Origin of the sequence: Streptomyces tremellae (assembly GCF_039540215.1) — a bacterium.
Lineage (GTDB): Bacteria > Actinomycetota > Actinomycetes > Streptomycetales > Streptomycetaceae > Streptomyces > Streptomyces tremellae.
On sequence record NZ_BAABEP010000033.1, the window covers coordinates 1 to 24,745 of the forward strand.

The 24,745-nt window shown below is 72.3% G+C and carries 21 protein-coding genes, 2 pseudogenes and 1 riboswitch; of the genes and pseudogenes, 12 read left to right on the forward strand and 11 right to left on the reverse strand.

The genetic code is table 11. The features are described 5' to 3' along the window. Positions 1–107: 107 nt before the first annotated feature. The 3 genes from ABEA77_RS21350 to def all read left to right on the forward strand — a co-directional run bounded on the left by ABEA77_RS21350 (position 108) and on the right by def (position 3,121). Complete coding sequence (locus ABEA77_RS21350) at positions 108–1,232, forward strand: HD-GYP domain-containing protein (protein ID WP_425588351.1); 1,125 nt, start codon at positions 108–110, stop codon at positions 1,230–1,232. Between the two features lie 90 nt (positions 1,233–1,322). Beyond that, complete coding sequence (locus ABEA77_RS21355) at positions 1,323–2,327, forward strand: tetratricopeptide repeat protein (RefSeq protein ID WP_345649976.1); 1,005 nt, start codon at positions 1,323–1,325, stop codon at positions 2,325–2,327. Between the two features lie 140 nt (positions 2,328–2,467). Beyond that, positions 2,468–3,121: a peptide deformylase gene (gene def, locus ABEA77_RS21360; RefSeq protein ID WP_345649979.1), complete on the forward strand. Its 654-nt coding sequence runs from the start codon at positions 2,468–2,470 to the stop codon at positions 3,119–3,121. Here the strand turns inward: def and ABEA77_RS21365 are convergent. After that, positions 3,097–4,146: pseudogene (locus ABEA77_RS21365) on the reverse strand (GlxA family transcriptional regulator). The gene def and the pseudogene ABEA77_RS21365 sit on opposite strands and share 25 nt — an antisense overlap. Positions 4,147–4,238: 92 nt before the next feature. Here ABEA77_RS21365 and ABEA77_RS21370 point away from each other — a divergent pair. After that, entirely contained in the window at positions 4,239–4,472 is a 234-nt protein-coding gene (locus tag ABEA77_RS21370; protein WP_345649982.1) for a hypothetical protein, read from the forward strand. A 56-nt stretch (positions 4,473–4,528) separates the two neighbouring features. On the opposite strand, the gene ABEA77_RS21375 is transcribed toward ABEA77_RS21370, so the two are convergent. Next, positions 4,529–5,485: a ribonucleotide-diphosphate reductase subunit beta gene (locus ABEA77_RS21375; protein WP_345650127.1), complete on the reverse strand. Its 957-nt coding sequence runs from the start codon at positions 5,483–5,485 to the stop codon at positions 4,529–4,531. A gap of 110 nt (positions 5,486–5,595) precedes the next feature. Continuing rightward, on the reverse strand, positions 5,596–7,938 hold the full coding sequence (locus ABEA77_RS21380) for a ribonucleoside-diphosphate reductase subunit alpha (RefSeq protein WP_345649984.1): 2,343 nt from the start codon (positions 7,936–7,938) through the stop codon (positions 5,596–5,598). A 154-nt stretch (positions 7,939–8,092) separates the two neighbouring features. Beyond that, positions 8,093–8,183: riboswitch (adenosylcobalamin-variant (AdoCbl-variant) riboswitch) on the reverse strand. 124 nt (positions 8,184–8,307) lie between these two features. Here ABEA77_RS21380 and ABEA77_RS21385 point away from each other — a divergent pair. Continuing rightward, on the forward strand, positions 8,308–8,895 hold the full coding sequence (locus tag ABEA77_RS21385; protein ID WP_345649987.1) for a Uma2 family endonuclease: 588 nt from the start codon (positions 8,308–8,310) through the stop codon (positions 8,893–8,895). Positions 8,896–8,958: 63 nt separating this feature from the next. Here the strand turns inward: ABEA77_RS21385 and mctP are convergent, their stop codons facing one another. The 3 genes from mctP to ABEA77_RS21400 form a co-directional block, all read right to left on the reverse strand. Then, positions 8,959–10,578: a monocarboxylate uptake permease MctP gene (mctP, locus tag ABEA77_RS21390; RefSeq protein WP_345649990.1), complete on the reverse strand. Its 1,620-nt coding sequence runs from the start codon at positions 10,576–10,578 to the stop codon at positions 8,959–8,961. Then, positions 10,575–10,874 (reverse strand): DUF3311 domain-containing protein, encoded by a 300-nt coding sequence (locus ABEA77_RS21395; RefSeq protein ID WP_345649993.1) that lies wholly within the window; start codon positions 10,872–10,874, stop codon positions 10,575–10,577. Before ABEA77_RS21395 ends, mctP begins: the two co-directional genes overlap by 4 nt. 252 nt (positions 10,875–11,126) lie before the next feature. Beyond that, entirely contained in the window at positions 11,127–11,900 is a 774-nt protein-coding gene (locus ABEA77_RS21400) for a GntR family transcriptional regulator (RefSeq protein WP_345650130.1), read from the reverse strand. Positions 11,901–12,205: 305 nt separating this feature from the next. On the opposite strand from ABEA77_RS21400, the gene ABEA77_RS21405 reads away from it, so the two are divergent. From ABEA77_RS21405 to ABEA77_RS34020, 4 genes and pseudogenes are all read left to right on the forward strand, one after another. Further along, positions 12,206–13,483: an extracellular solute-binding protein gene (locus tag ABEA77_RS21405; protein ID WP_345649996.1), complete on the forward strand. Its 1,278-nt coding sequence runs from the start codon at positions 12,206–12,208 to the stop codon at positions 13,481–13,483. 112 nt (positions 13,484–13,595) lie between these two features. Further along, on the forward strand, positions 13,596–14,612 hold the full coding sequence (locus ABEA77_RS21410) for a carbohydrate ABC transporter permease (protein ID WP_345649999.1): 1,017 nt from the start codon (positions 13,596–13,598) through the stop codon (positions 14,610–14,612). Beyond that, positions 14,609–15,436: a carbohydrate ABC transporter permease gene (locus tag ABEA77_RS21415; RefSeq protein WP_345650002.1), complete on the forward strand. Its 828-nt coding sequence runs from the start codon at positions 14,609–14,611 to the stop codon at positions 15,434–15,436. The genes ABEA77_RS21410 and ABEA77_RS21415 overlap by 4 nt, the downstream gene beginning before the upstream one ends. Next, positions 15,433–16,368, forward strand: a pseudogene (locus ABEA77_RS34020) (glycoside hydrolase family 3 N-terminal domain-containing protein); the annotation flags it as partial. The gene ABEA77_RS21415 and the pseudogene ABEA77_RS34020, both read left to right, overlap by 4 nt. A 705-nt stretch (positions 16,369–17,073) precedes the next feature. On the opposite strand, the gene nagB reads toward ABEA77_RS34020, so the two are convergent. Beyond that, positions 17,074–17,859: a glucosamine-6-phosphate deaminase gene (gene nagB / locus ABEA77_RS21425; RefSeq protein WP_345650006.1), complete on the reverse strand. Its 786-nt coding sequence runs from the start codon at positions 17,857–17,859 to the stop codon at positions 17,074–17,076. A 188-nt stretch (positions 17,860–18,047) separates the two neighbouring features. On the opposite strand from nagB, the gene ABEA77_RS21430 reads away from it, so the two are divergent. Both ABEA77_RS21430 and ABEA77_RS21435 read left to right on the forward strand, forming a co-directional pair. Continuing rightward, positions 18,048–19,100 carry an SIS domain-containing protein gene (locus tag ABEA77_RS21430; protein WP_345650009.1) on the forward strand — a complete coding sequence of 351 codons (1,053 nt, stop codon included), beginning with the start codon at positions 18,048–18,050 and terminating at the stop codon, positions 19,098–19,100. A 286-nt stretch (positions 19,101–19,386) separates the two neighbouring features. After that, on the forward strand, positions 19,387–20,892 hold the full coding sequence (locus ABEA77_RS21435; protein WP_345650132.1) for a sensor histidine kinase: 1,506 nt from the start codon (positions 19,387–19,389) through the stop codon (positions 20,890–20,892). A gap of 207 nt (positions 20,893–21,099) precedes the next feature. Here the strand turns inward: ABEA77_RS21435 and ABEA77_RS21440 are convergent, their stop codons facing one another. Together ABEA77_RS21440 and ABEA77_RS21445 are read right to left on the reverse strand one after the other, a co-directional pair. Next, positions 21,100–21,357 carry a WhiB family transcriptional regulator gene (locus tag ABEA77_RS21440; protein WP_003953983.1) on the reverse strand — a complete coding sequence of 86 codons (258 nt, stop codon included), beginning with the start codon at positions 21,355–21,357 and terminating at the stop codon, positions 21,100–21,102. 320 nt (positions 21,358–21,677) lie between these two features. Beyond that, positions 21,678–22,643: a diacylglycerol/lipid kinase family protein gene (locus tag ABEA77_RS21445; RefSeq protein ID WP_345650012.1), complete on the reverse strand. Its 966-nt coding sequence runs from the start codon at positions 22,641–22,643 to the stop codon at positions 21,678–21,680. Between the two features lie 70 nt (positions 22,644–22,713). Between ABEA77_RS21445 and ABEA77_RS21450 the strand changes: the two genes are divergently transcribed. Continuing rightward, positions 22,714–23,169 carry a hypothetical protein gene (locus tag ABEA77_RS21450; protein ID WP_345650015.1) on the forward strand — a complete coding sequence of 152 codons (456 nt, stop codon included), beginning with the start codon at positions 22,714–22,716 and terminating at the stop codon, positions 23,167–23,169. A 92-nt stretch (positions 23,170–23,261) separates the two neighbouring features. On the opposite strand, the gene ABEA77_RS21455 is transcribed toward ABEA77_RS21450, so the two are convergent. Both ABEA77_RS21455 and ABEA77_RS21460 read right to left on the reverse strand, forming a co-directional pair. Then, on the reverse strand, positions 23,262–24,299 hold the full coding sequence (locus ABEA77_RS21455; protein ID WP_425588349.1) for an RNA polymerase sigma factor SigF: 1,038 nt from the start codon (positions 24,297–24,299) through the stop codon (positions 23,262–23,264). After that, positions 24,296–24,709, reverse strand: a complete 414-nt coding sequence (locus tag ABEA77_RS21460; RefSeq protein ID WP_345650021.1) for an ATP-binding protein — start codon at positions 24,707–24,709, stop codon at positions 24,296–24,298. Before ABEA77_RS21460 ends, ABEA77_RS21455 begins: the two co-directional genes overlap by 4 nt. Positions 24,710–24,745: the final 36 nt, after the last annotated feature.

A 24,745-nucleotide genomic window follows, 5' to 3' on the forward strand; every position in this document is an offset into this window, starting at 1 on the left:
TGGCCCGCCTCCGCCGGGCGCACGGCCGCCGCTGGGCGCCGCACGCGGTCAGGGCCGCCGCGGCGCTGCTGGTGGCCGCGGCGCTCGCGCACACCCTCCTGCACGGCATGGCGGACCCGCGCAACGCGCTCGCCTTCGGCCTCTTCATCGCCGTGGGGGAGGCCGCCAGGTATGGCGCGCCTCCCGGGGAGCGCGAGCCCGCCCCGCTCGGGGCGGCCGGCGCCCTCGCGTACGCGCTGCTCGGGGAGAGCGGGGGGCAGGTCGCGGGGCACGGCGTGCTCCAGACCGTCGCCGTGGCCTTCGCCGCCACCCTGGCGGGCAGCGCCCCGCACGGCCCCTCCGCCGACCACCTGGCGCGCCGCACCCTCACGACCGGCTTCGCCGCGGCCTGCTTCCAGCCCTGGTACGTGCTCGGCGGCTCGTACTACGCGGCCCTGCTCCTGCTGCTGCTCGTGCTGACCGGGCTGTGCGACGCCGTGCTCTCCGCCGTGCTGCGCGGCGCGCGCGCCGCCGGTCCCTTCCCGCCGCTGCTCCGCGAGGAGCTGCGCTCCCTCGTCGGCATCGCCTCCGCGGTCGGTGCGACGGGCGTCGTCATAGCGCTCGGCGCCGCCGTCGCCGGGCTGTGGGCGCTCCCCGTCTTCTGCGTGCCGCTGCTGCTCACGCAGCTGTCGTTCCGCCGCTACGCGGCCGTGCGCAGCACCTACCGGCAGACCATCGCCTCCCTCGCGCGCGCCACCGAGGTCGCCGGGTACACCCGCGAGGGCCACGCGGGCCGGGTCGCCGAGCTGTGCCGCGCGGTCGGGCGCGACCTCGGCCTGAGCGGGCGCGACCTGACCGTCCTTGAGTACGCCGCCCTCATGCACGACATCGGCCAGCTGTCCCTGGTCGACCCGGTGCCCGAGGGGGCCACCGCCCGCCTGCCGGAGGCCGAGCAGCGCCGGATCGCGCTGCTCGGCGGGGCCGTGGTCCGGCAGACCGGCGTACCCTCCGCGGTGGCCGTGGTCGTCGAGCGGCAGGCCGACCCGTACCGTGAGCAGCCGCTGCCCGCCCGGATCGTCCGCGCCGTCAACGCGTACGACGACCTGGCAGGTGACAGCGGTCGCGGGGGCGGGCCGCTCGGCGCGCTTGAGCGGTTGCGGCTCGGCACGGCGCGCGACTACCACCCCGACGTGGTGGAATCCCTCGCACGTGTCCTGGCGCGCGGCGGTCTGACCCCGGCCCCGGCTGGGTAGCCCGTGAGTAGAGAGCAGCCACCCGGCATGGTTGGATGCGAACAGGACAGTGTCCTGGGGTATGGCCCGAGCGACCGGCAGGCGGGAATCGTGAGGATCTTCGGGAAGGTACGGCATCGGCCCTCCGCGTCGTGGCGGCAGGCCACCGACCGCGCGTTCACGCTGATCGGCGACGGGCGGTACGACGACGCGGGCGCGTTGCTGACGCGGGCGGCCGACATGGAGCCGTGGCTTTCCGAGTCCTGGTTCAACCTGGCCCTGCTGCACAAGTTCCGGCACGACTGGGAGCAGGCGCGCGCCGCAGGGCTGCGCGCCGTGGCGCTGCTCGACAAGGAGGCGGGCGCCCCCGACTGGTGGAACGTCGGCATTGCGGCCACCGCGCTCCAGGACTGGCCGCTGGCGCGCCGGGCCTGGCAGGCGTACGGCCTGAGGGTGCCGGGCAGCCCGCACAGCGCGGAGGCGGCGGAGGAACCCGAGGGCATGGACCTCGGCAGCGCGGCCGTGCGGCTCTCCCCCGAGGGGGAGGCAGAGGTGGTGTGGGGCCGCAGGCTCGACCCGGCGCGCATCGAGGTGCTCTCGATCCCGCTGCCGTCGTCCGGCAGGCGCTGGGGCGAGGTCGTGCTGCATGACGGCGTGCCCAACGGCGAGCGCACCACGGCCGGTTCGACGGACGGCTCGCCGCACGTCTACCCGGTGTTCGACGAGATCGAGCTGTGGGCGCCCTCGCCGGTGCCGACCTGGGTGGTGCTGCTCGAAGCGGCAGCGGAGGAGGACAGGGACGCGCTCGAACAGCTCGCGGCCGACGCCGGCTTCGCGGCGGAGGACTGGTCGTCCTCGGTGCGGCTGCTGTGCCGTACGTGCTCCGAGAGCCGGATGCCGAGCGCCGAGGGCGAGGGCGAGTACCTCGACCCGCACGACCACAGCGAGCCGGGCCACCCCGGGCCGCTGGGCCACCGATCGCCGGGCGAGCTGTGGACGCCGGAGCGCGAGTGCGGCATCGCCGCCCCGCAGGGGCTGGTGCGCGGCCTGCTCGACGGCTGGGTCGCCGACAGCCCGGACACCCGCGAGTGGCGCGACCTCGAAGAGGTGTGCTGAGACCGGGGCCCGCTCCGCACGACGGGCCCCGCCGCCCCCTGCCTGCCCTTAGGCTGTACGGGTTCCCCCGTGCGGCCCGGAGCTGCCGGCGCGCGGCGGGCGCAGCAGCACAACGGTACCCAGGAAGGGCAACTGCGGACATGGCGCAGCAGGAGACGGACGAGCGGATCGGCGAGGGTGTCCTCCCGACGGACGAGGACGGGTTCGTCGTGGACACGGTGGACGCCAAAGAGCGCGAGGCCGCGCACCGGGAGCGCGGCACGTCCCGCCCGATCACCGTCGTGGGCCACCCGGCGCTCCACAAGGAGTGCCGCACGGTCACCGAGTTCGACGACGGCCTCGCGCAGCTCATCGACGACATGTTCGCGAGCCAGAGCACCGCCGAGGGCGTCGGGCTCGCCGCCAACCAGATCGGCGTGGACCTGAAGGTCTTCGTCTACGACTGCCAGGACGACGAGGGTGTGCGGCACGTCGGCGCCGTCTGCAACCCGGTCCTCGTGGAACTCGACCCGGCGCGCCGCCGCCTCGACGACTCCAACGAGGGCTGCCTCTCGGTGCCCACCGCCTACGCGCCGCTCGCCCGCACCGACTACGCGGAGGTGCGCGGGCAGGACGCGCGCGGCAACGACATCAAGGTCCGCGGCACCGGCTACTTCGCGCGCTGCCTCCAGCACGAGACGGACCACCTGTACGGCTACCTGTACATCGACCGGCTCTCCAAGCGCGAGCGCAAGGCCGCCCTGAAGCAGATGGCCGAGGGCACGCCCCGCTACCCGACCGTCCCGAACGACTGACCGCCCGCGCCCGCCGCGGCCCTCCGGCTCAGACGGCTCGGCCTCGGGCATGCCCCCTGGCGCAGGCCCGCCGGGTCCGCGCCGCGCAACGTCCTGCGGTAGGCGTGCGGCGTGGTGCTCAGGACGCGCAGGAAGTGGTGGCGCAGCGTGGCCGCGTTGCCGAAGCCGGCCCGGCCCGCGACCGAGTCCACCGTCTCGTCCGTGCCTTCGAGCAACTCCTGGGCCAGCAGCACCCGTTGCCGCAGCAGCCAGCGGTACGGCGTGGTGCCGGTCTCCTGCTGGAAGCGGCGGGCGAAGGTGCGCGGCGCCATGCGCGCGCTCCGCGAGCTGTTCGACGGTGATCTCCCGGCCGAGGTGGCGCTCCATCCACGCCAGCACCCCGCCGGCCGTGTCGCAGCCCTCGCGCGGCACCGGACGCTCGACGAACTGCGCCTGTCCGCCGTCCCGGTGGGGCGGCACCACCATGCGGCGCGCGAGGGCGTTGGCCACCTCGGGTCCGTGTTCGAGGCGCACGAGGTGGGGGCAGGCGTCGATGCCCGCGGCCGTCCCCGCCGACGTGATCACCGGGCCGTCCGCCACGTGGAGCACGTCGGGCTGGACGTCGGCGCGGGGGTGGGCCCTGCGCAGCTCGTCCGCGTGGCGCCGGTGGACCGGCAGCGGCGCCCGTCGAGCAGTCCCGCGGCGCCGAGCGTGAAGACGCCGGCGCAGACGCTGAGCACCCACGCGCCGCGGTCCACGGCGCGGCGCAGCGCGGTCAGCAGTTCCGGCGAAAACGAGCGGTGGGTGTAGTCGTCGCCCGCGGGCACGCAGACCAGTTCGGCCGTCTCAAGGCGGTCGAGTCCTTGCAGACCGCCGAGGGTGAAGCCGCCGTGTGTGGAGAGCGTCGGGCCCTCGGCCGACGCCACGGCGAAGTCGTAGCGCGGCAGTCCCTGGTCCCTGCGGTCGAGGCCGAGGACCTCGCAGACGACCCCGAGCTCGAACGGGTGCACGCCGTCCAGCAGGACGGCCGCCACATTGGTCAGCATGGCCCCGGCGTGGCACCCCGTTGGCGGTAATTCGACGGCCCATGAGAGTCCTGCCACTGCCCGGCGGGCCGCCCGCGCCCGACAGTGGGGCCATGGACATCTTCGTGACCGTCATCGCACTCGTCGTACTCTTCGCCCTGGTCCTCGCGGCGCCCGTGACGTGGTGGCTGCGGGACCGCGCGGGCGACCGGCAGATCGCCAGGGCCGGCGCCGCACGCGCCAGGGGCGCCGTCTCCGCCGCGACCAGGGCCCGGTGGGCCGAGCTGCACCGCGCCACGTGGTCGAGGGACGCGTGGGCCCTGACCCGCGGCGACGGCAGGGACTGACCGGGCGGGTGCGGGGCGTGCCGGGTCCCCGCGCGGGGACCCGGCACGCGGGCGGCTCAGAACTCGTCGTCGAAGCCGACCGTGCCCTCCACCGCGACCTGGTAGGCGGAGGGGCGCCGCTCGAAGAAGTTCGTCAGCTCCTGCACGCCCTGGAGCTCCATGTACGAGAACGGGTTCTGCGACCCGTACACCGGGGCGAAGCCCAGCCGCTGGAGCCGCTGGTCGGCGACGCACTGGAGGTACTCGCGCATGGACGCGGTGTTCATGCCGGGCATCCCCTCGCCGCACAGGTCGTGCGCGAACTGGAGCTCCGCCTCCACCGCTTCCTTGATCATCTCCGTGACCTGGCCGCGGAGCGCCTCGTCGAACAGCCCGGGCTCCTCCCGCCTGACCGTGTCCACCACGTCGAAGGCGAAGCTCATGTGCATCGTCTCGTCGCGGAAGACCCAGTTGGTGCCGGTCGCGAGGCCGTGCAGCAGGCCGCGCGAGCGGAACCAGTAGACGTACGCGAACGCCCCGTAGAAGAACAGGCCCTCGATGCAGGCGGCGAAGCAGATCAGGTTGAGCAGGAAGCGGCGCCGGTCGGCGGCGGTCTCCAGCCGGTCGATCTGCTCGACCTGGTCCATCCAGCGGAAGCAGAAGGCGGCCTTCTCGCGGATCGACGGGATGTTCTCGACGGCCGCGAACGCGGCGGCCCGGTCCTCTGGATCGGGCAGGTAGGTGTCGAGCAGCGTCAGGTAGAACTGGACGTGCACCGCCTCCTCGAACAGCTGCCGCGACAGGTAGAGCCGCGCCTCGGGCGAGTTGATGTGCTTGTACAGCGTGAGCACGAGGTTGTTCGCCACGATCGAGTCACCCGTCGCGAAGAACGCCACGAGGCGGCCGATCATGTGCTGCTCGGCCGGTGAGAGCTTCGCCAGGTCGGAGACGTCGGAGTGCAGGTCCACCTCCTCCACGGTCCAGGTGTTGCGGATCGCGGCGCGGTAGCGCTCGTAGAAGTCGGGGTACCGCATCGGCCGCAGGGTCAGCTCGAAACCGGGGTCGAGGAGGTTGCCCCTGCGAGCGGCCTCCGTGGTCTTCGTGGGCCCGGTCGGGGTGTCGGTCTCGGGTGCGGTGGGCGGGTTCACTGGCAGGCCTCACAGGACTCGGGGTTTTCCAGGGAGCAGGCGACGGCGTCGCCGTCTGCGGGCGCGGCGGCCGCGCTGCGGCCCGCCGCGGCGCGCGCGATCCGGGTGGCGGGACGCGAGCGCAGGTAGTAGGTGGTCTTGAGGCCCTGCCGCCAGGCGTACGCGTACATCGAGCTGAGCTTCCCGATGGTCGGCGTCTCCAGGAACAGGTTGAGCGACTGGGCCTGGTCGAGGTAGGGCGTGCGGGCCGCGGCCAGGTCGATCAGCGCGCGCTGCGGCAGCTCCCACGCGGTGCGGTACAGGGCGCGCAGCTCCGCGGGCGCCCGTTCGAGGCCCGCCACCGAGCCGTTCGCCTCGCGCAGCGCCTCCCTGGTCTGCTCGTCCCACAGCCCGAGCCGCTTGAGGTCCGCCACCAGGTACGGGTTGACCTGGAGGAACTCCCCCGACAGCGTCTCGCGCTTGAAGAGGTTGGAGACCTGCGGCTCGATGCACTCGTAGGCGCCCGCGATCGACGCGATGGTCGCGGTCGGCGCGATCGCGAGGAGCAGCGCGTTGCGCATGCCGGTCGTCGCGATCCTGGCGCGCAGCGCCTCCCACCGCTCGGGCCAGTGGTGCTCCACCTCGTAGTGGTCGGGGTGGAGCACGCCGCGCGCGGCCCGCGTCTCGCGCCAGGCGGGCAGCGGCCCGTCCTCCGCCGCGAGGTCGCAGGAGGTCTCGTACGCGGTGAGCATGACGCGCTCGGCGATCCGGGTCGACAGCTCGCGCGCCTGCGCGGAGTCGAAGGGCAACCGCAGCGCGAAGAACACGTCCTGGAGGCCCATCACGCCCAGCGCGACCGGCCGCCAGCGGGAGTTGGAGCGCCCGGCCTCCCCGGTCGGGTAGAAGTTGCGGTCCACGACCCGGTCGAGGAAGCGCACCGCGACGCGGACGGCCGCGTCGAGCCGCTCCCAGTCGAGCGCGGTGTCCACCCCGCCGTAAGGGCCCGCGGCGGTGAACGCGCCCAGGTTGACCGAGCCGAGGTTGCACACGGCGGTCTCGGAGTCGTCCGTGACCTCCAGGATCTCGGTGCACAGGTTCGACGAGTGGATGACCCGACCGGGCCCGGCGGTCTGGTTGGCCGTGCGGTTCGCGGTGTCCTTGAAGGTCATCCAGCCGTTGCCGGTCTGCGCGAGGGTGCGCATCATCCGCCCGTACAGCTCGCGCGCGGGCAGCGTGGTGCGGGCGAGGCCGGCCGCCTCGGCGGCCCGGTACGCGGCGTCGAACCGCTCGCCCCACAGGTCGGTGAGCTCGGGCACGTCGGACGGCGAGAACAGCGACCACTCCTCGTCGGCGGCGACCCGGCGCATGAACTCGTCGGGGATCCAGTGCGCGAGGTTCAGGTTGTGGGTGCGGCGGGCCTCCTCGCCGGTGTTGTCGCGCAGTTCGAGGAACTCCTCGATGTCGGCGTGCCAGGTCTCCAGGTACACGGCGGCGGCACCCTTGCGGCGGCCGCCCTGGTTCACGGCGGCGACGGAGGCGTCCAGGGTGCGCAGGAACGGCACGATCCCGTTGGAGAGCCCGTTGGTGCCCCGGATCAGCGAGCCGCGTGCCCGCACCCGCGAGAACGGCAGGCCGATGCCGCCCGAGTGCTTCGAGAGCCGCGCGACCTGGTGGTAGCGGGCGTAGATCGAGTCCAGCTCGTCCAGCGGCGAGTCCAGCAGGTAGCAGGAGGACATCTGCGGGTGGCGGGTGCCCGAGTTGAACAGGGTGGGGGAGGAGGGCAGGTACGCGCGGCGCGACATCAGCCGGTACAGGTCGGCGACCTCGGCCAGCGAGGCGTCCGAGGTGTCCCTCGCGAGCCCGGCCGCCACCCGCAGCAGGAAGTACTGCGGCGTCTCGATGACCCGGCGGGTCGTCGGGTGGCGCAGCACGTAGCGCGTGTACACGGTCCGCAGGCCGAAGTACTCGAAGCCGTCGTCGGCCGCCGGGTCCACCAGCGCGTCGAGGGCGGCCCGGTGCGCGGCCGTGAACGCGGCGGTGCGGTCGGCGATCAGCCCCTCGCGGTGCCCGACGGCGATCGACGCGGAGAACGACACGGCGCCCTCGCCCGCCGCCTCCTCGGCCACGGCGCGGGCCAGCAGCCGGGCGGCGAGCCTGCTGTACGCGGGGTCCTCGGAGATCAGGCCTGCGGCGGCCTCGGTCGCGAGGTCGCGCAGCTCGGCCGCGTCCGCGTGGGCGCTGCGGCCGCGCAGCGCTGCGGCGGCCACCCTGCCTGGCTCGACGCCGGGCAGGTCGGCGGTGAGGTCCGTGAGAATCCGCAGCAGTTCGGCCGAAACGGGTTCCGGGGGTGCGATGGTCACGCTGGAGGCTCTCCCTCACTTGGCCGGTCCGCGCGGGGCGGGGAACGGCGGTGAGGGCACCGGCCCCTGGGCAGGGCGGGCGGCACCACCGCGTCCACCGGTCCACTCCACGAGACCCGGACGTCCTGGCAGCCCCGGCACCGCGCCGGGGCGGCTGCCGTCAGGTACTCGGACTCGCGCGGACGCACCGCGCACACCGTTGCGGGACAGTCCCGGACTCTCACCGGGTTCCCCTGCGTCGGCAGCGCCATGAGCATACATCTGGGCGCACCCGGCGCAACGACCACTAGATGTTGTGGCGTGTGGCGTTCTGAGGGTCCGGTGTCGGCTGCTTGGGATATCGTTCGGGACTAGAAGGAGGCGCTTCCCGTGACCGCTGTGAGCGACGGGCGCGAGATTGTGCCGGAGGAGTTCGAGGAGGCCGCCGAGGTGTTGGTGGAGCACTTGACCGGCATCCGATTCGGACTCTTCGACGGGAAGATCAGGAGCAAGACAGGGCCGGACCCGGAGCACGGGCGGATCATCGAGTGGCTGACCCGTATCTGCATCCAGGCCAGGCCTGAGCTGTGGCTGTATCCGGAGCAGGGGCTCAAGGTGCAGCAGTACCGCAGGGGCCGGGCCAGGCCGGACGGTGTGCTCACGGAGAGCGGTGCGCTCCTCGGCCGTGGTGAGTGGGCGGAGCCGGAGGGCGCCGTTCCCATGGCCCTTGAGGTCACGTCGTACGACGACGATACCAACGCCCGCGACCGGGTCGAGAAGCCGGCGGCCTACGCCCAGGCGGGCATCCCGGTGTACCTGTTGGTCGATCGGGACAACGCGGAGGTCCGCGTGCACAGCGAGCCCGACGGCGTGCGGTACGAGAGCGTGCGCGTGGTGCCGTTCGGCAAGGAAATCACCCTGCCGGAGCCCGTCGGGATCACGCTCGACACCGAGCCGCTCAAGGACTGGGTGCACTGACCCCGGGCCCGTGGACGGCGACGGGCCACCGCCCGGTAAGAGGCGGCGGCCCGTGGGGGCGGGTCAGTTGACGGGGGCCGGGGGGAGTTCCACCTCGACGTCCTTGTCGCCCGCGTCCGCGGTGTAGTCGCCCGGGCGCGTCTCGTCGGTGCCCTCGGGGGCCTTGAAGGCGCGGAAGACGAAGGTCAGGACGACGGAGACCAGGACGTTCAGCACGAACGCCGTCATGCCGATGTAGCCGATCTGCCCGATGCCGGGGATCTCGGCCGACGAGCCGCCGAAGTGCTTCTGCGTCGGGCTCGCGACGCCGTACGCGGCGAGCGTGCCGTAGACCATACCGGCGGCCCAGCCGGCCAGCAGCGCCCAGCGGTGGAACCAGCGGGTGAACAGGCCGCTGACGATGGCGGGCATGGTCTGGAGGATCCAGATGCCGCCGAGCAGCTGGAAGTTGATCGCCACCGTCTGGTCCATGCCGAGCACGAAGACCAGCGCGCCGACCTTCACCAGCAGGGAGACGAGCTTGGAGACGCGGGTCTCCTGCTCGGGCGTGGCGTCCGGCTTGATGAAGTCACGGTAGATGTTGCGGGTGAAGAGGTTCGCCGCCGCGATCGACATGATCGCCGCGGGCACCAGCGCGCCGATGCCGATCGCCGCGAACGCCACCCCCGCGAACCAGCTCGGGAACATCTGCGCGAACAGCGTCGGGATCGCCAACTGTCCGTTGGACACCTTGATCCCGGCCGCGATCGCCATGAAGCCGAGGATGGCGAGCAGCCCCAGCATCAGCGAGTACAGCGGCAGGATCGTGGTGTTGCGGCGGATCACCTCGCGGCTGCGGCTCGACAGGGTCGCCGTGATGGAGTGCGGGTACATGAACAGCGCGAGCGCGGAGCCGAGCGCGAGCGTGGCGTACCCCCACTGCCCGGTGGGCGGCGGGGCGAGCGAGCCCTTGGGCTTGCCGGTTGCCGGGGAGATCTTCGCGAACGCGTGCGCTGCCTTCGCGAAGATGTCGTCGAAGCCGCCGAGCCTGATCGGGATGTAGATGATCGCCACGAGGATGACGATGTAGATCAGGCCGTCCTTGACGAACGCGATCAGCGCGGGCGCGCGCAGCCCGGACACGTACGTGTACGCCGCGAGCACCAGGAAGGCGATGAACAGCGGCAGGTCCTTGACGAACCAGTTGCCGTTCTGGCCGCCTACGCCCATCACGTCCAGCACGGCCTGGATGCCGACGAGCTGGAGCGCGATGTACGGCATCGTCGCGAGGATGCCGGTGACCGCGATCGCGAGCGACAGGCCGCGGGAGCCGAAGCGGCCGCGGACGAAGTCGGAGGGCGTGACGTACCCGTGCCGGTGCGAGACCGACCACAGGCGCGGCAGGAACGTGAAGATCAGCGGGTAGACGAGGATCGTGTACGGCACCGCGAAGAAGCCGGAGGCGCCCGCCGCGTAGATCGCCGCGGGCACCGCGACGAACGTGTACGCGGTGTACAGGTCGCCGCCGAGCAGGAACCACGTCACCCAGGTGCCGAACGACCGCCCGCCCAGGCCCCATTCGTCGAGGCTGTGCTCGTTGGCCGCCCGGCGCCACCGGGCCGCGAGGAAGCCCATCACGGTCACGGCGAGGAAGAAGAAGATGAAGACGCCGAGCGCGACGCCGTTGACACCGCCGCCGTTCATCGCGCGGCACCTCCCTCACGCGCGGCGCGGGCCGCGGCCCGCGAGCGCTGGTCGTGCTGCCAGAGCTTGTGGGCGACCACCGTCAGCGCCGTGGTGATCAGCACCCACAGCAACTGGTACCAGTAGAAGAACGGGATGCCGATGAAGGTCGGGTCGACCCTGGCGTACGAGCCGACCCAGAGCATCGCGACGAACGGGATGACCAGGCACACCCCGATGACCACGCGCAGCGGGGTGACGGTGGGCGGTCTCGTGCCGCCCGCCGCGGATTCGTGCTCCTGAGGAACATCGGGCATCGGCTGCGTCCCCTCGCTTGATCACCTGGTAATGCGGGGGCAATCTAAGCGCGGTATAAGCGTTGCGTCACCCCCTGTCCGCGTATCGGAACGGAAACGGTGATGTCAACGGCGCTGCAAGCCGGTCGCACGAGTGGCCCGCGCCGGTCCGGTTCGGCACTCGTTTTCAGGCGCGGACCCGCGCGGGCCCGCCGTCTCGATCGCAGACGGCCCGGCGCGGGGGCTCCGGGCCGCTTGCGGGGCGCGCCGTCCTCAGCCCACCGGCCGGTGCAGCCGCGCCACGAACTTGTAGCGGTCGCCCCGGTACACGGACCGCACCCACTCGACCGCCTCGCCCCCCTCGTCCAGGGAGTGGCGGGACAGCATCAGCATCGGCAGGCCCACGTCCGTGCCGAGCAGCCCGGCCTCGCGGGGCGTGGCGAGCGAGGTCTCGATGGTCTCCTCGGCCTGCGCCAGGTGGACCCCGTAGACCTCGGCCAGCGCGGTGTAGAGCGAGGTGTACTTGACCAGGGAGCGGCGCAGCGCGGGGAAGCGCTTCGCCGACAGGTGGGTGGTCTCGATCGCCATCGGCTCGCCGCTCGCGAGGCGCAGCCGCTCGATGCGCAGCACCCGGCCGCCCGACGCGATCTCCAGCAGTCCGGCGAGCCGGTCGTCGGCCGTGACGTACCCGATGTCCAGCAGCTGCGAGGTGGGTTCGAGTCCCTGGGCCCGCATGTCCTCGGTGTACGAGGTGAGTTGGAGTGCCTGCGAGACTTTCGGCTTCGCGACGAACGTGCCCTTGCCCTGGATGCGCTCCAGCCTGCCCTCGACCACCAGCTCCTGGAGCGCCTGGCGCACCGTCGTGCGGGAGGTGTCGAACTCGGCGGCGAGCGTGCGCTCCGGCGGTACGGGCGTGCCGGGCGGCATCGTCCGGGTCATGTCCAGCAGATGTCTCTTGAGGCGGTAGTACTTTGGCACCCGGGCGGTGCGGGTGGCCGCCGCGCCGCTACCCTCGGTCCCGGAGGTGCCGGCACCCCCGTCCGCCATGACCTGCCTTCCCGGCTCCTGTGCTCCTGCCGTCACCGGCTCCTCCGTCTGTCGCGGCTCACATGGTGGCACGGTGCGGTGCTGGGACACGGCTCCGTGGTCGGGACGTTGGCCCGCCCTGCCTCAGGTGTCGGTCCGATAACGGACACGACAGCCCTTCTTATACACCCTTGACACCCCTAAAGGTCTAGGCCAAGCTCCCCGTACTGGTCTAAACCATTAAAGACCACGTCCCGGCCCCGGCAGTGCGTGGCGTCAGTCTTCGCGGTGGGCGGGGGGTAGCGGGAATCCCTGAGGAGGGTGGCGTGAAGCGGAAGCTCATAGGGGCGATCGGTGTCGCGGGGATGCTGATCGGAGTCGCGGCGTGCGGCGGATCGGGCGGCAGCGGGGACAAGGCGAGCGGCGGGGACGCCGGAAATACCATCAACGTGTGGTTGATGAGCGGTTCCAACCCCCCGAACTGGACCAAGCAGATCACCGCGGCGTACGAGAAGAAGTACCCCGGCAAGAAGGTCAAGATCGCGGTCCAGCAGTGGGACGGCATCCAGCAGAAGCTGACGACCGCCCTCTCCGAGTCCACGCCGCCCGACGTCATCGAGGTCGGCAACACCCAGACCCCGTACTACGCCCAGACCGGCGGTCTGATGGACCTCGGCAAGGACAAGGCGGCGCTCGGCGCCTCCGGCTGGCTGCCCGCCATGGCCAAGTCCGCGGTGTACGAGGGCAAGCAGATCGCGGTGCCGTGGTACGCGGCCAGCCGCGTCGTCATCTACAACAAGAAGATCTGGGCCGACGCGGGCATCACCGGCACGCCGAAGACCCAGGACGAGCTGTTCAAGGACCTCGCCAAGATCCAGGCCAAGGGCACCAAGGACGCCTTCTACCTGCCGGGCCAGGACTGGTACGCCTTCGACGGCATGCTCCTCGACGCCGGCGCCGACCTCGTCAGGAAGGACGGCGACGGCTACAAGGCCAACCTGGACACGCCCCAGGCCGCGCAGGCCATCCAGCTGTACAAGAAGCTCAACTCGTACGGCACCGCCCCCAAGGACAAGGACGAGGCGACGCCGCAGCAGTCCGACGTCTTCGCCAAGGGCGACGTCGGCGCCTTCCTCGGCCTCGGCTGGGAGGGCTCGGGCGCCCTCACCAAGAACCCGAAGCTGAAGGACCAGATCGGCTACTTCGCCCTCCCGGGCAAGACCGCGGACAAGACCGCCGCCGTCTTCCTCGGCGGTTCCAACCTCGCCGTCTCGCAGGGCACGAAGAACCCCAAGGGCGCGCTCAACTTCCTCAAGCTGGCCATGTCGGACCAGTTCGAGGGCGCGCTCGCCAAGGAGGGCGGCGTCGTCCCGAACAAGTCGTCGCTCAACGGCAACCTCGCGGGCAACGACTTCGGCACTGTCTCGGCGGCCGCCGCGGCCAACGGCGGCACCACGCCGCTGATCCCCGAGTGGGGCAACGTCGAGAACGCGCCCAACCCGATCACCACCCTCTTCATGACCGGTGTCCTCCAGGGCCAGTCCCCCTCCGCCGCGGCCGAGAAGGCCAACACGGAGATGGACAAGCGGCTCAGCCAGAAGTAACACGCCCGCAGCACCCTCCGCCCGCCGCGCGCCCCGCCTCCCCGCGGACCGCGGCGGGCGGACGGCGGCGGGCTGAAGCGTTCGCAGCGCACGGCACGAGGAAGCGAGAAGCATGGCCGCGCAGTACAGAGGCACCAAGACCAGGGGGCCCGACCCGGCGGCGACCCCGCCCCAGGCCGCCACCGTACTCACCGCGGGGCCGACGCCCCCGAGCAGACCCGTGAGCCCCTCGGGCACCCGGCGCCGCACGCGCTTCACGCCGTACCTGCTCCTGCTGCCGACGCTCGCCGCCACGGCGCTGCTGCTCGGCTACCCGCTCGTCCGCAACCTGCTCATCTCCTTCCAGACCCTCGAACCCTTCCAGCTGATCCAGCACACCACCGAGTGGAACGGCTTCGGCAACTACACCGACCAGCTGACCAGTTCGGAGTTCTGGCACACCGCGGGGCGCTCGGTCGCCTTCACCGCGGCCAACGTCGTCCTCATCATGGCGGCGGGCACGCTCATCGGACTGCTGCTCAACCGGCTCGGCAAGCGGATGCGGCTGCTGCTCTCCCTTGGCCTCGTCCTCGCCTGGGCCATGCCGCAGGTCGTGGGCACCACCGTCTACCAGTGGCTGTTCGACACCCAGAACGGCGTCGTCAACTGGGGCCTCGACAGCCTCGGCTGGCACTCCATGCACGGCTACAACTGGTTCGGCCACCAGCTGTCCACCTTCGCGGTGATCACGCTGATGGTGGTCTGGGGCTCCATCCCCTTCGTGGCGCTCAACCTCTTCGCCGGCCTCACCACCGTCTCCGCGGAGATCTTCGAGGCCGCGCGGATGGACGGCGCGGGCGCCTGGCGCACCTTCTGGCAGGTGCTGTTCCCGATCCTCAAGCCGTTCTTCCTGAGCACGACGTTCCTGGAGATCATCTGGGTCTTCAAGGCGTTCACCCAGGTCTACGCGCTCAACGCGGGCGGCCCCGAAGGACTCACCGAGACGCTGCCCGTCTACGCGTACGTCGAGGGCTTCGGCAACCAGCACTTCGGCACGGGCGCCGCCATCTCCATGCTCACCATCGTCATCCTGGCGGCCCTCATGTCCTATTACTTCCGCGTCATCCTGAAGGAGGAGGACGAGCTGTGAGGCGCTCCCTGGCCGGCAGGCTCTGGCCCAACATCATCGCCGTCGTCCTCTTCGCCTTCTTCGTCTTCCCCGTCTACTGGATGGTGACGACGGCCTTCAAACCGGACCTGGACATCGTCTCGTCCACGCCGGTGCTCTTTCCCCTGCACGGGACGCTCGGCCACTTCAGCAGGGCCGTGCACGCGGCGGGCTTCTGGACCTTCGTCCGCAACAGCTTCACCGTCACCATCGGCGCGGTGCTGCTCTCGCTGATCGTCGCGACGCTCTCGTCGTTCGCGGTCGCGCGCATGCGGTTCAAGGGCCGCAAGGCGTTCATCCTGATGATCATGATGGCGCAGATGGCGCCCTGGGAGGTCCTCACGATCTCCGTCTACCTGATCGTCCGGGACTCCGACGCCCTCAACAGCCTGCTCCCGCTGACCCTCTTCTACATGATGATGGTCCTGCCGTTCACCGTCTGGACGCTGCGCGGGTTCATCGCCGCCGTGCCGAAGGAACTGGAGGAGGCCGCGCTCGTCGACGGCTGCACCCGCTTCCAGGCCGTCGTCCGGGTCGTGCTGCCGCTGCTCGCGCCCGGCCTGATGGCGACCTCGCTGTTCGGCTACATCACGGCCTGGAACGAGTACGCGCTCGTGCTCATCCTCAACAAGGAGGGCGGCGAGACGCTGACCCTCTGGCTGACCCAGTTCCAGACCAACTTCGGCGACGACTGGGGCGCCACCATGGCGGCCGCCACCCTCTTCACCCTGCCCGTGGTCGTCGTCTTCCTCTTCATGCAGCGGCGCGCGGGCACCGGCATGACCGCGGGGGCGGTGAAGGGATGACCGCCGCGGCCACCGGGGCAGCGCGCACCGGCACCCTGGAGCGCGACGCGCTCGCCGTGCTCCAGCCCGGGTTCGCCGGCACCGACGTGCCGGACTGGGTGCTGCGCAGGCTCGACGAGGGGCTCGCCTCCGTCGCCCTGTTCGGGCGCAACGTCGAGTCCGCCGAGCAGCTGACCCGGCTCACCGGCAGGCTGCGCGCCGACCACCCGGGCCTGCTGGTCGCGGTGGACGAGGAGGGCGGCGACGTCACCCGCATCGAGGTCGGCCGGGGGTCGTCCGTGCCCGGCAACTACGCGCTCGGCACGGTGGACGACACGGACCTGACCCGCGCGGTCGCCGCCGGCCTCGGCCGCGCGCTCGCCGCGTGCGGCATCGACCTCGACTGGGCGCCTTCGGTCGACGTCAACGCCAACCCGGACAACCCGGTCATCGGCGTACGGTCCTTCGGCACCGACCCCGCGCTGGTCGCCCGGCACGCGGCCGCCTATGTCGAGGGGCTGCAGAGCGCCGGGGTCGCCGCCTCGGCCAAGCACTTCCCCGGACACGGCGACACCGCGGTCGACTCGCACCACTCGCTGCCCCGCATCGACGTGGGCCGCGACGTCCTCGACGCCCGCGACCTGGTGCCCTTCAGGGCCGCGGTCGCCGCGGGCGCCAAGGCCGTGATGAGCGCGCACATCATCAGCCCCGCGCTCGACCCCGACCGCCCCGCCACCCTCAGCGGTCGAGTCCTGACCGGGCTGCTCCGTGACGAGCTGGGCTTCCAGGGCCTTATCATCACGGACGGCATGGATATGCAGGCCATCGCCGCCACCTACGGCACCGAGCACGGCACGGCCCTCGCGATCGCGGCGGGCGCCGACGCGATCTGCGTCGGCGGCGGCCCCTTCGACGAGGGGACCGTACTGCGGCTGCGTGACGCGCTGGTCGCGGCGGTGCGGGGCGGTGAACTGCCCGAGGAACGGCTCGCGGAGGCAGCCGCGCGCGTGCGCGCGCTCGGCGAGTGGACCCTGCGGGCGCGGGGGGCGGCGGGGCCGGGCGCGGCGGCACAGGAGGGGACCGCGCCCGGCGACCCGGTCGGCCTGGTGGCCGCGCGCCGCGCCGTGCGGGTGACCGGGACCGCGAAGCCGCTGAGCACGCCCGCGTACGTCGCGGTGCTCACCGCGGCCCCGAACATCGCGGTCGGCAGCCAGACGCCCTGGGGCGTGGGCCCCGAGCTGGCGAAGCTGCTGCCGGCCACCGCGACCGGCACGTACACCGAGGACTCGTACGGCACGGCGGAGGTGCTGGCGGCCGCGGGGGAGCGGCCACTCGTCGTCGCCGTACGGGACGTGCACAGGCACCCCTGGACCGCCCGCGCGCTCGACGAGCTGGTCGCCGCGCGCCCCGGCACCGTCGTGGTCGAGATGGGCCTCGACGTGGCGCCTGCCAGGGGCGCCCTGCACATCGCCACCCACGGCGCGGCCCGCGTGTGCGCGCGGGCGGCGGCCGAGGTGATCGCGGGACGCGTGGCCTGACCTGGGGGAGAACAGCGCGACGGTGCCGGGCCGCCCTTGTGGGGCGGCCCGGCACCGTCATGCCGCGACCCGGGGCCGCGGCGGTTCTCCTCCTGTGGGGGAGGGGTCCTGGGAACGCGCCTACAGGCCCTGCCAGTCGGGCTTGGCGGCGTAGGTCGCGCGGAAGTAGTCCGCGAGCTTCAGCTTGGACGCGGCGGCCTCGTCGACCACGACCGTGGCGTGCGGGTGCAGTTGCAGCGCGGAGGCGGGCACCACCGAGGCGACCGGGCCCTCGACGGCGAGCGCGACCGCGTCGGCCTTGTTCTCGCCGGTGGCGAGCAGCACCAGGTGGCGCGCCTCCAGGATGGTGCCGATGCCCTGGGTGATGACATGGCGCGGGACCTGCGTGATGTCGCCGTCGAAGAAGCGCGCGTTGTCCACGCGGGTCTGCTCGGTGAGTGTCTTGATGCGGGTGCGGGAGGCGAGCGAGGAGCAGGGCTCGTTGAAGCCGATGTGCCCGTCGGTGCCGATGCCGAGCAGTTGGAGGTCGACCCCGCCCGCCTCGGCGAGCGCCCGGTCGTAGGCGAGGCACGCCGCCCGCACGTCCTCGGCGCTGCCGTCGGGGCCCATGAAGGCGTCCTCGGCGAGCCCGAGCGGCGCCACGACCTCGCGCAGCACCACGGAGCGGTACGACTCGGGGTGGCCCGCGGGCAGCCCCACGTACTCGTCGAGCTGGGCTATCCGCGCGGCCGACACGTCGACCTCGCCCGCCCGCGCCTTCGCGGTCAGCGCCCGGTAGACCGGCCCAGGGGTGGAGCCGGTGGCCACCCCGAGCAGGGCGTCCGGCTTGGCGCGCAGCAGCTGCGCGATGCTCTGTGCGACGGTCTCGCCGCCTGCGGCGGCGTCCTCGACGATGACGACTTCCACGCTTCTCCTGCCCATCCCCGCTGCGGTCGGCACCGCGTCCGACATGTGGTATAGACCAATTTACCAGACGGGTGCGGCCCGCCGGATGGCGGGGCGGTCCCCGCCCGTGGTCGACTGGGTGAAGACCGGAAGAACCGCGAGAGGGCGCACCGGGCCCGCGCTGCCCGCCGGCGCCGTGGAGGCGGCAGATGTCCCAGAGCGAGCATCCCGGCGTGATCATGGCGGGCGAGATGGCCGAGCAGCCGGGGATCCTGCGGCGCCTCCTCACCGAGGGCGCGGGCGCCGTCCGCGAGACGGCGGCGGCCGTCGCCGCGCGGCGCCCCCGCTTCGTCCTGCTGTCCGCCCGCGGCACCTCGGACAACGCCGCGCTGTACGCCAAGTACCTGCTGGAGATCAGGCGCGGGCTGCCCTGCGGCCTGGCGTCCATGTCCACCGTCACCGCCTACGGCGCCCGGCCCGACCTGAGCGACGTGCTGTTCGTCACGGTCAGCCAGTCCGGCGGCTCGCCCGACCTGGTCTCCTCGGCCCGCGCCGCACGCGAGGCCGGCGCCATCACGCTCGCCGTGACCAACAGCCCCGACTCGCCGCTCGCCGCCGTCAGCGAGTTCCACGTCGACGTCCTCGCAGGCGCCGAGCGCGCCCTGCCCGCCACCAAGACGTACACCGCGACCCTGCTCGCCCTCTACCTCTTCGTGGAGGGCCTCGCCGGCGGCGCCGGCGCCGCCGCGGGCGTCCTGCCGGACCGCGCCGAGGCCCTGCTCGCCCGGCAGGACGAGGTGCGGGACCTCGCGGCCCGCTACCGCTTCGCCGAGCGCATGGTCATCACCTCGCGGGGCTACGGCTACCCCACGGCCAAGGAGGCGGCGCTCAAGCTCATGGAGACGAGCTACATCCCCGCGCTCGCCTACTCGGGCGCCGACCTCCTGCACGGCCCGCTCGCCATGGTCGACAACGTCTCGCCGGTGATCGCCGTCGTGCCGGAAGGGCGGGGCGGCGAGGTGCTCAGGCCCGTGCTCGACCGGCTGCGCGGGCGCGGCGCCGACCTGTGCGTCCTCGGCCCCGCAGAGGCGGCCGCCACCGCGTCCGCGGGCTTCGTGCTGCCCACCGAGGGGGTCGCGGAGGAGGTCCAGCCCGTCCTGGAGATCCTGCCGCTCCAGCTCCTCGCGTACGAGGTGACGATCGCGCGCGGCCAGGACCCCGACGCCCCCCGCGCCCTGGCGAAGGTCACGAGGACCCGCTGAACCCACGCCGTGACGTGCCCCCCGAAGGCCCGTACGGAACCGTGCGCACGGCCCTGGACACCGCGGAATGGTCTAGTCCACAATGGAATCGCAAAGGCGTCCGCCCCTCACCGCACAGAGGGGCGGGACGCGGCACCGGCGCCCTCTGCCCTGACCGCGCCGGGGCCGGGAAACGGCCGCAGGACCGCACACCTCCGGCCGTGGCAACTCCGGGCTGCGGTGCCAGGCGGGTTGAGGGTCCCGCTCGGCGCCGCGGCCCGCGGGTACCCTCGCCCGTGTGCCCTCCATGAACGATCTCGTACGGCAGCACTCGGCCCTCGACGAGTCCGACCTCGAATGGCTGCACCTCCTCGTCTCCGAGTGGCAGCTGCTGTCCGACCTCTCCTTCGCCGACCTCGTCCTGTGGGTCCCCACCCGCGACGGGGCCCACTACGTCTCCGTGGCGCAGATGCGCCCCAACACCGGCCCCACCTCGTACCAGGACGACATGGTCGGCCACCTGGTGCCGCGCGGCCGCAGACCGCTGCTCGACGCCGCGCTCGACGAGGGCAGGATCGTGCGCGAGGGCGACCCCGAGTGGCGCGAGGAGGTGCCCGTGCGGGTCGAGTCGATCCCGGTGCGCCGCGAGGGCCGGGTGCTCGGGGTGATCGCCCGCAACACCAACCTGCTCACGGTCCGTACCCCGAGCCGGCTCGAACTCACCTACCTCCAGTCGGCCTCCGACCTGGCGCAGATGATCGCCGCCGGCTCCTTCCCGTTCCCCGGTGAGCAGACCGACATGGATGCCTCGCCCCGCGTCGGCGACGGCCTGATCCGGCTGGACGCGGACGGCGTCGTCCAGTACGCGAGCCCGAACGCGCTCTCCGCGTACCACCGGTTGGGACTCGCGTCCGACCTGGTGGGACAGCACCTCGGGCAGACCACGGGCGAACTCGCCCCGGTGCGCGGCCCGGTCGACGAGGCCCTGGTCAAGCTGGCGAGCGGCTACGCGCCCCGGCAGACCGAGGTGGAGAGCGGGGCGGGCGTGATCCAGCTGCGGGCCATCCCGCTCAAGCCGAAGGGCGACCGGATCGGCTCCCTGGTGCTGCTCCGGGACGTCACGGAACTGCGCCGCCGCGAGCGCGAGTTGATGACCAAGGACGCCACCATCCGGGAGATCCACCACCGGGTCAAGAACAACCTCCAGACGGTCGCCGCGCTGCTGCGGCTCCAGTCCAGGCGGATCGACTCCGCGCACGGCAGGGAGGCCCTCAACGAGGCCGTGCGGCGGGTCGGTTCGATCGCCATCGTCCATGAGACGCTCTCCCAGAACCTGGACGAGCGGGTGGAGTTCGACGAGATCGCCGACCGGGTCCTCGCGATGGTGGGGGAGTTGTCCCCGGCGGGCGCGGTGACCTGCCGCAGGTCCGGCGGGTTCGGCATCCTCGACGCCGATGTCGCCACGCCGCTCGCCATGGTGCTCACCGAGGTGCTGCAGAACGCCCTTGAGCACGCGTTCGGTCCCGGGGAGCGTGGCCGGGTCGAGGTGAAGGCCGTGCGGGGCGAGGCGCCCGCGGGGGCCGGGCGCGGCGCCCGCGAGGAGGAGCAGCCCGAGGGCCGGCTGCTGATCACCGTTCAGGACGACGGGCGGGGGCTGCCCGAGGGCTTCGACCCGAAGCGGGCGGGCAACCTCGGGCTGCAGATCGTACGCACACTGGTCGAGGGGGAGTTGGGCGGCGGCTTCGACATGCTTCCGGCGCCGGGGGGCGGCACCAGGGTGGTGCTCGACATACCGGTCGCCGCCCGCACGTAGCCGGCGGGCCGCCGGCGCCGCGTGTGCCCGGCCCCGCCCGGCTGCTCCGGGCAGCAAAAGGCCCCGGACCGAAGATGTGGTCCGGGGCTCTGCTCGAAGCTCACGATGAGATGCGCATCGGGGGTACTGCGCGCTGCTTTTCGGGGGCGGGGGGTGTGTGCGTACGCGGTGTACGCTCCGCCGACCTCAGGCTCGTGACAGGGGGCTTCAGGCGCTTGCGTTGCGTGCCCGGTTGCGAGCGGCACGGCGCTTCATCGCGCGGCGCTCGTCCTCGCTGAGGCCACCCCAGACACCCGAGTCCTGACCGGACTCAAGCGCCCACTGCAGGCACTGCTCCATGACGGGGCAGCGACGGCAGACGGCCTTGGCTTCCTCGATCTGCAGCAGCGCGGGACCGGTGTTGCCGATGGGGAAGAACAGCTCGGGGTCTTCCTCGCGGCAAACGGCGTTGTGACGCCAGTCCATGGCTGCTACCTCTCTTGGTATGTCGTACGTGTTGCTTGTGAATGTGAACGCTTTCACGAATCCCTCGACAACGGAAGGGCCGACAACGCCGGTGAACACCGGTGCGGTCCTGGTGTGAGAAGGGGTTCTGGTTCTCAGGGAGGCTGGTGTTACTTGAGCCGTCCCGAGCGCCATGTAGAGATTCGCAAACCTCGGCGGCGGATACAACCCCTTCTGGAAACTTTTTTTGGATTCCTCGGTGTCGACTAGGTCACAGCCGTACATCGATGGGGTGGACTCTGGCCTAAACGTTCGAGTGAAAGGTATCTCGGGCGTTTGACTCACACAATCACACGCAGTGCACGGCGTACGCCTGTGAACGTCACGCTGGTACGCAGTCCCAGATGGTCGCCGTCCATCTGAAGGGGCAGTGGCACCTTCGAATGCAAGGTGAAGTCGGTGAGGTCGTGGAGCGTGACCGCGTGCTTCCCGTGAAGACCCTTGTCGGGGGTGGCGGACAACAGCTGGGCGGCGTAGCGGGTGGCCGCCGGGACCGAGAGCTTGGTGAGTCCGAGCACGTCGAGGGCGGTGTCGAAGGACGCGCCCGGCACCCCGTAGACCCCCCGGTTGCCCAGGTACGTCCACGGCGCGGTGTTGCAGACCATCGAGAGCACGAGTCCGGTGACGGGGTCCTCGCCCGGCCGTTCGAGAGTGAGCGTGCCCTCCCTGCGGTGCGGGTCGCCGAGGAACTGCCGTACGACCTGGCGGAGATAGAGCGCGTGGGTGGAGCGCTTCCCGCGCTCACGCGCCTGTTCGACCCGTCCCACCACCCCGCCCACGAAGCCGAAGCCGGCGCAGAAGGTGAACCACCGGTCGGGCACCGCCTCGTCGTCGGTGCCCGGCGTGCCGGACGCGAGACCGAGGCCGACGGCGCGCTCGCTCCCGTCACGCAGCGCGTCCAGGATCGCGCCCGTCGCCTCGACCGCGTCGTTGGGCAGCCCGAGCGCGCGGGCGAAGACGTTGGTGGAGCCCCCGGGGACCACCGCGAGCCGGGGCAGCGCCGGGTCGGGGCCCGCGTGCAGCAGCCCGTTGGCGACCTCGTTGACCGTGCCGTCGCCGCCGAGGGCGACCACCAGGTCGATGTCGTCGGACTCGGCCGCCCTGCGCCCGAGGTCGCGCGCGTGCCCGCGGTACTCCGTCGTCACCGCCTCCAGCTTCACCTCGCTGGCGAGCGCGTGGATCAGGACGTCGCGGACGCGGGCACTGGTGGTGGTGGCAGCCGGGTTGACCACGAGAAGTGCGCGCATGCTTCGCACATTACCGGCCGCGCGCGGCGGGGGCGGAGTCCGGCCCTGGGGCGGCGGCTACCCTGCGGGGGTGAGCAGCAGTGAAAGCACCACCCCCGCACCCTCCGCGCCTGCCCCGGCCCAGGCCCGCCCGCCGCGGCTGACCGCGGCTGCGGCCCTGACCGCCCTGGAGGCACTCGCCCTCTTCGCCGCGGGCGTCTACCTGCTGGTGGCCGGGGCGGGCGGCAGGCCCGACGACCCGGGGCAGGCCGAGGCGCTCGGCGTGACCGTGCTCGTCATCGGCGTCCTCCCGCTGATCGCGGCGCGCGGCCTGTTCCGGCTGCGCGGCTGGAGCCGGGGCCCGGCCATGATCACGCACATCATCGCGCTGCCTGTCGCGTACACGCTGATGACCTCGGGAGGCGCGCTGGTGCCGGTGGGCATCGCCGTCGCCGCGGTGGCGATCGCCGGCCTCGTCCTGCTGGTCAACGCGGCCACCACAGAGGCGCTCGGCATCCGTCCGCCGGGCACGCGCGGCGAGGGCTGACGCGGCCAGGGCGCTGTACGGCCCCGCGCACCGGACGCACGGCGGTCGGCGCGGCCCCACCGGGGGTCCGCGCCGACCGCCGCGTGTGCCGCCTACTCCTCGACCAGGAGGCGCTCCCGCAGCTGCGCCAGGGTCCTGGCCAGCAGCCGGGAGACGTGCATCTGCGAGATGCCGACCTCCTGCGCGATCTGCGACTGCGTCATGTTCCCGAAGAAACGGAGCAGCAAGATCCGCTTCTCGCGGGGCGGCAGGTCCTCAAGCAGCGGCTTCAGCGACTCCCGGTACTCCACGCCCTCAAGCGCCTCGTCCTCGGCGCCGAGGGTGTCCGCGACCGCGGGCGACTCGTCATCCGTGTCGGGCACGTCGAGCGACAGCGTCGAGTAGGCGTTCGCCGATTCGAGGCCTTCGAGCACCTCTTCCTCGGAGATCCCCAGCCGGTGCGCGAGCTCGTGCACCGTGGGGGAGCGGCCGTGCTGCTGCGACAGCTCGGCCGTCGCGGTCGTCAGCGAGAGCCGCAGTTCCTGGAGGCGCCGCGGCACCCGCACCGCCCAGCCCTTGTCCCTGAAGTGCCGCTTGATCTCCCCGACCACCGTCGGGGTCGCGTACGTGGAGAACTCGACGCCGCGGTCCGGGTCGAACCGGTCGACCGACTTGATCAGCCCGATCGTCGCGACCTGCGTCAGGTCGTCGAGCGGCTCGCCGCGGTTGCGGAACCGCCGCGCCAGGTGCTCCACCAGCGGCAGGTGCATCCGCACCAGCCGGTTGCGCAGGTCCGCGCGCTCGGGGGAGCCGTCGGGCAGCCCCCGCAGCTCGACGAAGAGGGCCCGCGCGCCCCCGCGGTCCTGCGGGTCGGCCTGCGCCCGCTCGCCGGCCGGGCCTGCCCGGCCCGTGCCTTCCGTCTCCGTCTGCTGCTCGCCCTGCTTCTCGTTCATCCCGGTCGCCTGCTCCGCCTGCGCCTGCTCCCCCGTGGTCCCGTGCCCCTCGGATCCGCCCTCGGGATGGGGACGGGCCTGCTGCTCCGGTATGCCCGCGGGCGCGGACCGCCCGAGGCCCGGCCGCGCCGCGTGTCCCCCCGCGCCGCCGCCGACGACGCGCCCCTCGTCACGCACCGGCCCCTCCCCTTCGCTCACGCCGGGCCCGGCCCCGCGCCGCGCTGTTTGTACAGGCTGATGGAGACCGTGCGGTCGTCGGCCACCGAGGAGTCGACCTTGCCGGCGAGCGCGGAGAGCACCGTCCAGGCGAAGGTGTCGCGCTCGGGCGCCCTGCCGTCGGTGGTGGGCGCCGCGACCGTCACTTCGAGGGAGTCGTCGATCAGCCGGAAGACACAGCTGAGGACGGACCCCGGCACGGCCTGCTGGAGCAGGATCGCGCACGCCTCGTCCACCGCGATGCGCAGGTCCTCGATCTCGTCGAGGGTGAAGTCCAAGCGGGCCGCGAGGCCGGCCGTGGCCGTACGCAGCACGGACAGATAGGCACCCGCCGCGGGCAGCCGGACTTCCACGAAGTCCTGGCTCCCGGGTTCGCCTGCGATCTGGGACACCCTCACCTCCAAGGTGGCACAAGCTTTTCGGGGCTC

What these genes read in the sequence shown, in the direction of transcription:
- ABEA77_RS21370 (WP_345649982.1), top strand. Translation starts at nt 4,239, where the DNA reads ATGGACATCTTCGTGACCGTCATCGCACTCGTCGTACTCTTCGCCCTG.
- ABEA77_RS21350 (WP_425588351.1), top strand. Translation starts at nt 108, where the DNA reads ATGGCGGACCCGCGCAACGCGCTCGCCTTCGGCCTCTTCATCGCCGTG.
- def (WP_345649979.1), top strand. Translation starts at nt 2,468, where the DNA reads ATGGCGCAGCAGGAGACGGACGAGCGGATCGGCGAGGGTGTCCTCCCG.
- ABEA77_RS21375 (WP_345650127.1), bottom strand. Translation starts at nt 5,485, where the DNA reads ATGCGGTACCCCGACTTCTACGAGCGCTACCGCGCCGCGATCCGCAAC.
- mctP (WP_345649990.1), bottom strand. Translation starts at nt 10,578, where the DNA reads ATGAACGGCGGCGGTGTCAACGGCGTCGCGCTCGGCGTCTTCATCTTC.
- ABEA77_RS21440 (WP_003953983.1), bottom strand. Translation starts at nt 21,357, where the DNA reads ATGGACTGGCGTCACAACGCCGTTTGCCGCGAGGAAGACCCCGAGCTG.
- ABEA77_RS21410 (WP_345649999.1), top strand. Translation starts at nt 13,596, where the DNA reads ATGGCCGCGCAGTACAGAGGCACCAAGACCAGGGGGCCCGACCCGGCG.
- ABEA77_RS21395 (WP_345649993.1), bottom strand. Translation starts at nt 10,874, where the DNA reads ATGCCCGATGTTCCTCAGGAGCACGAATCCGCGGCGGGCGGCACGAGA.
- ABEA77_RS21400 (WP_345650130.1), bottom strand. Translation starts at nt 11,900, where the DNA reads ATGGCGGACGGGGGTGCCGGCACCTCCGGGACCGAGGGTAGCGGCGCG.
- ABEA77_RS21430 (WP_345650009.1), top strand. Translation starts at nt 18,048, where the DNA reads ATGTCCCAGAGCGAGCATCCCGGCGTGATCATGGCGGGCGAGATGGCC.
- ABEA77_RS21435 (WP_345650132.1), top strand. Translation starts at nt 19,387, where the DNA reads ATGAACGATCTCGTACGGCAGCACTCGGCCCTCGACGAGTCCGACCTC.
- ABEA77_RS21445 (WP_345650012.1), bottom strand. Translation starts at nt 22,643, where the DNA reads ATGCGCGCACTTCTCGTGGTCAACCCGGCTGCCACCACCACCAGTGCC.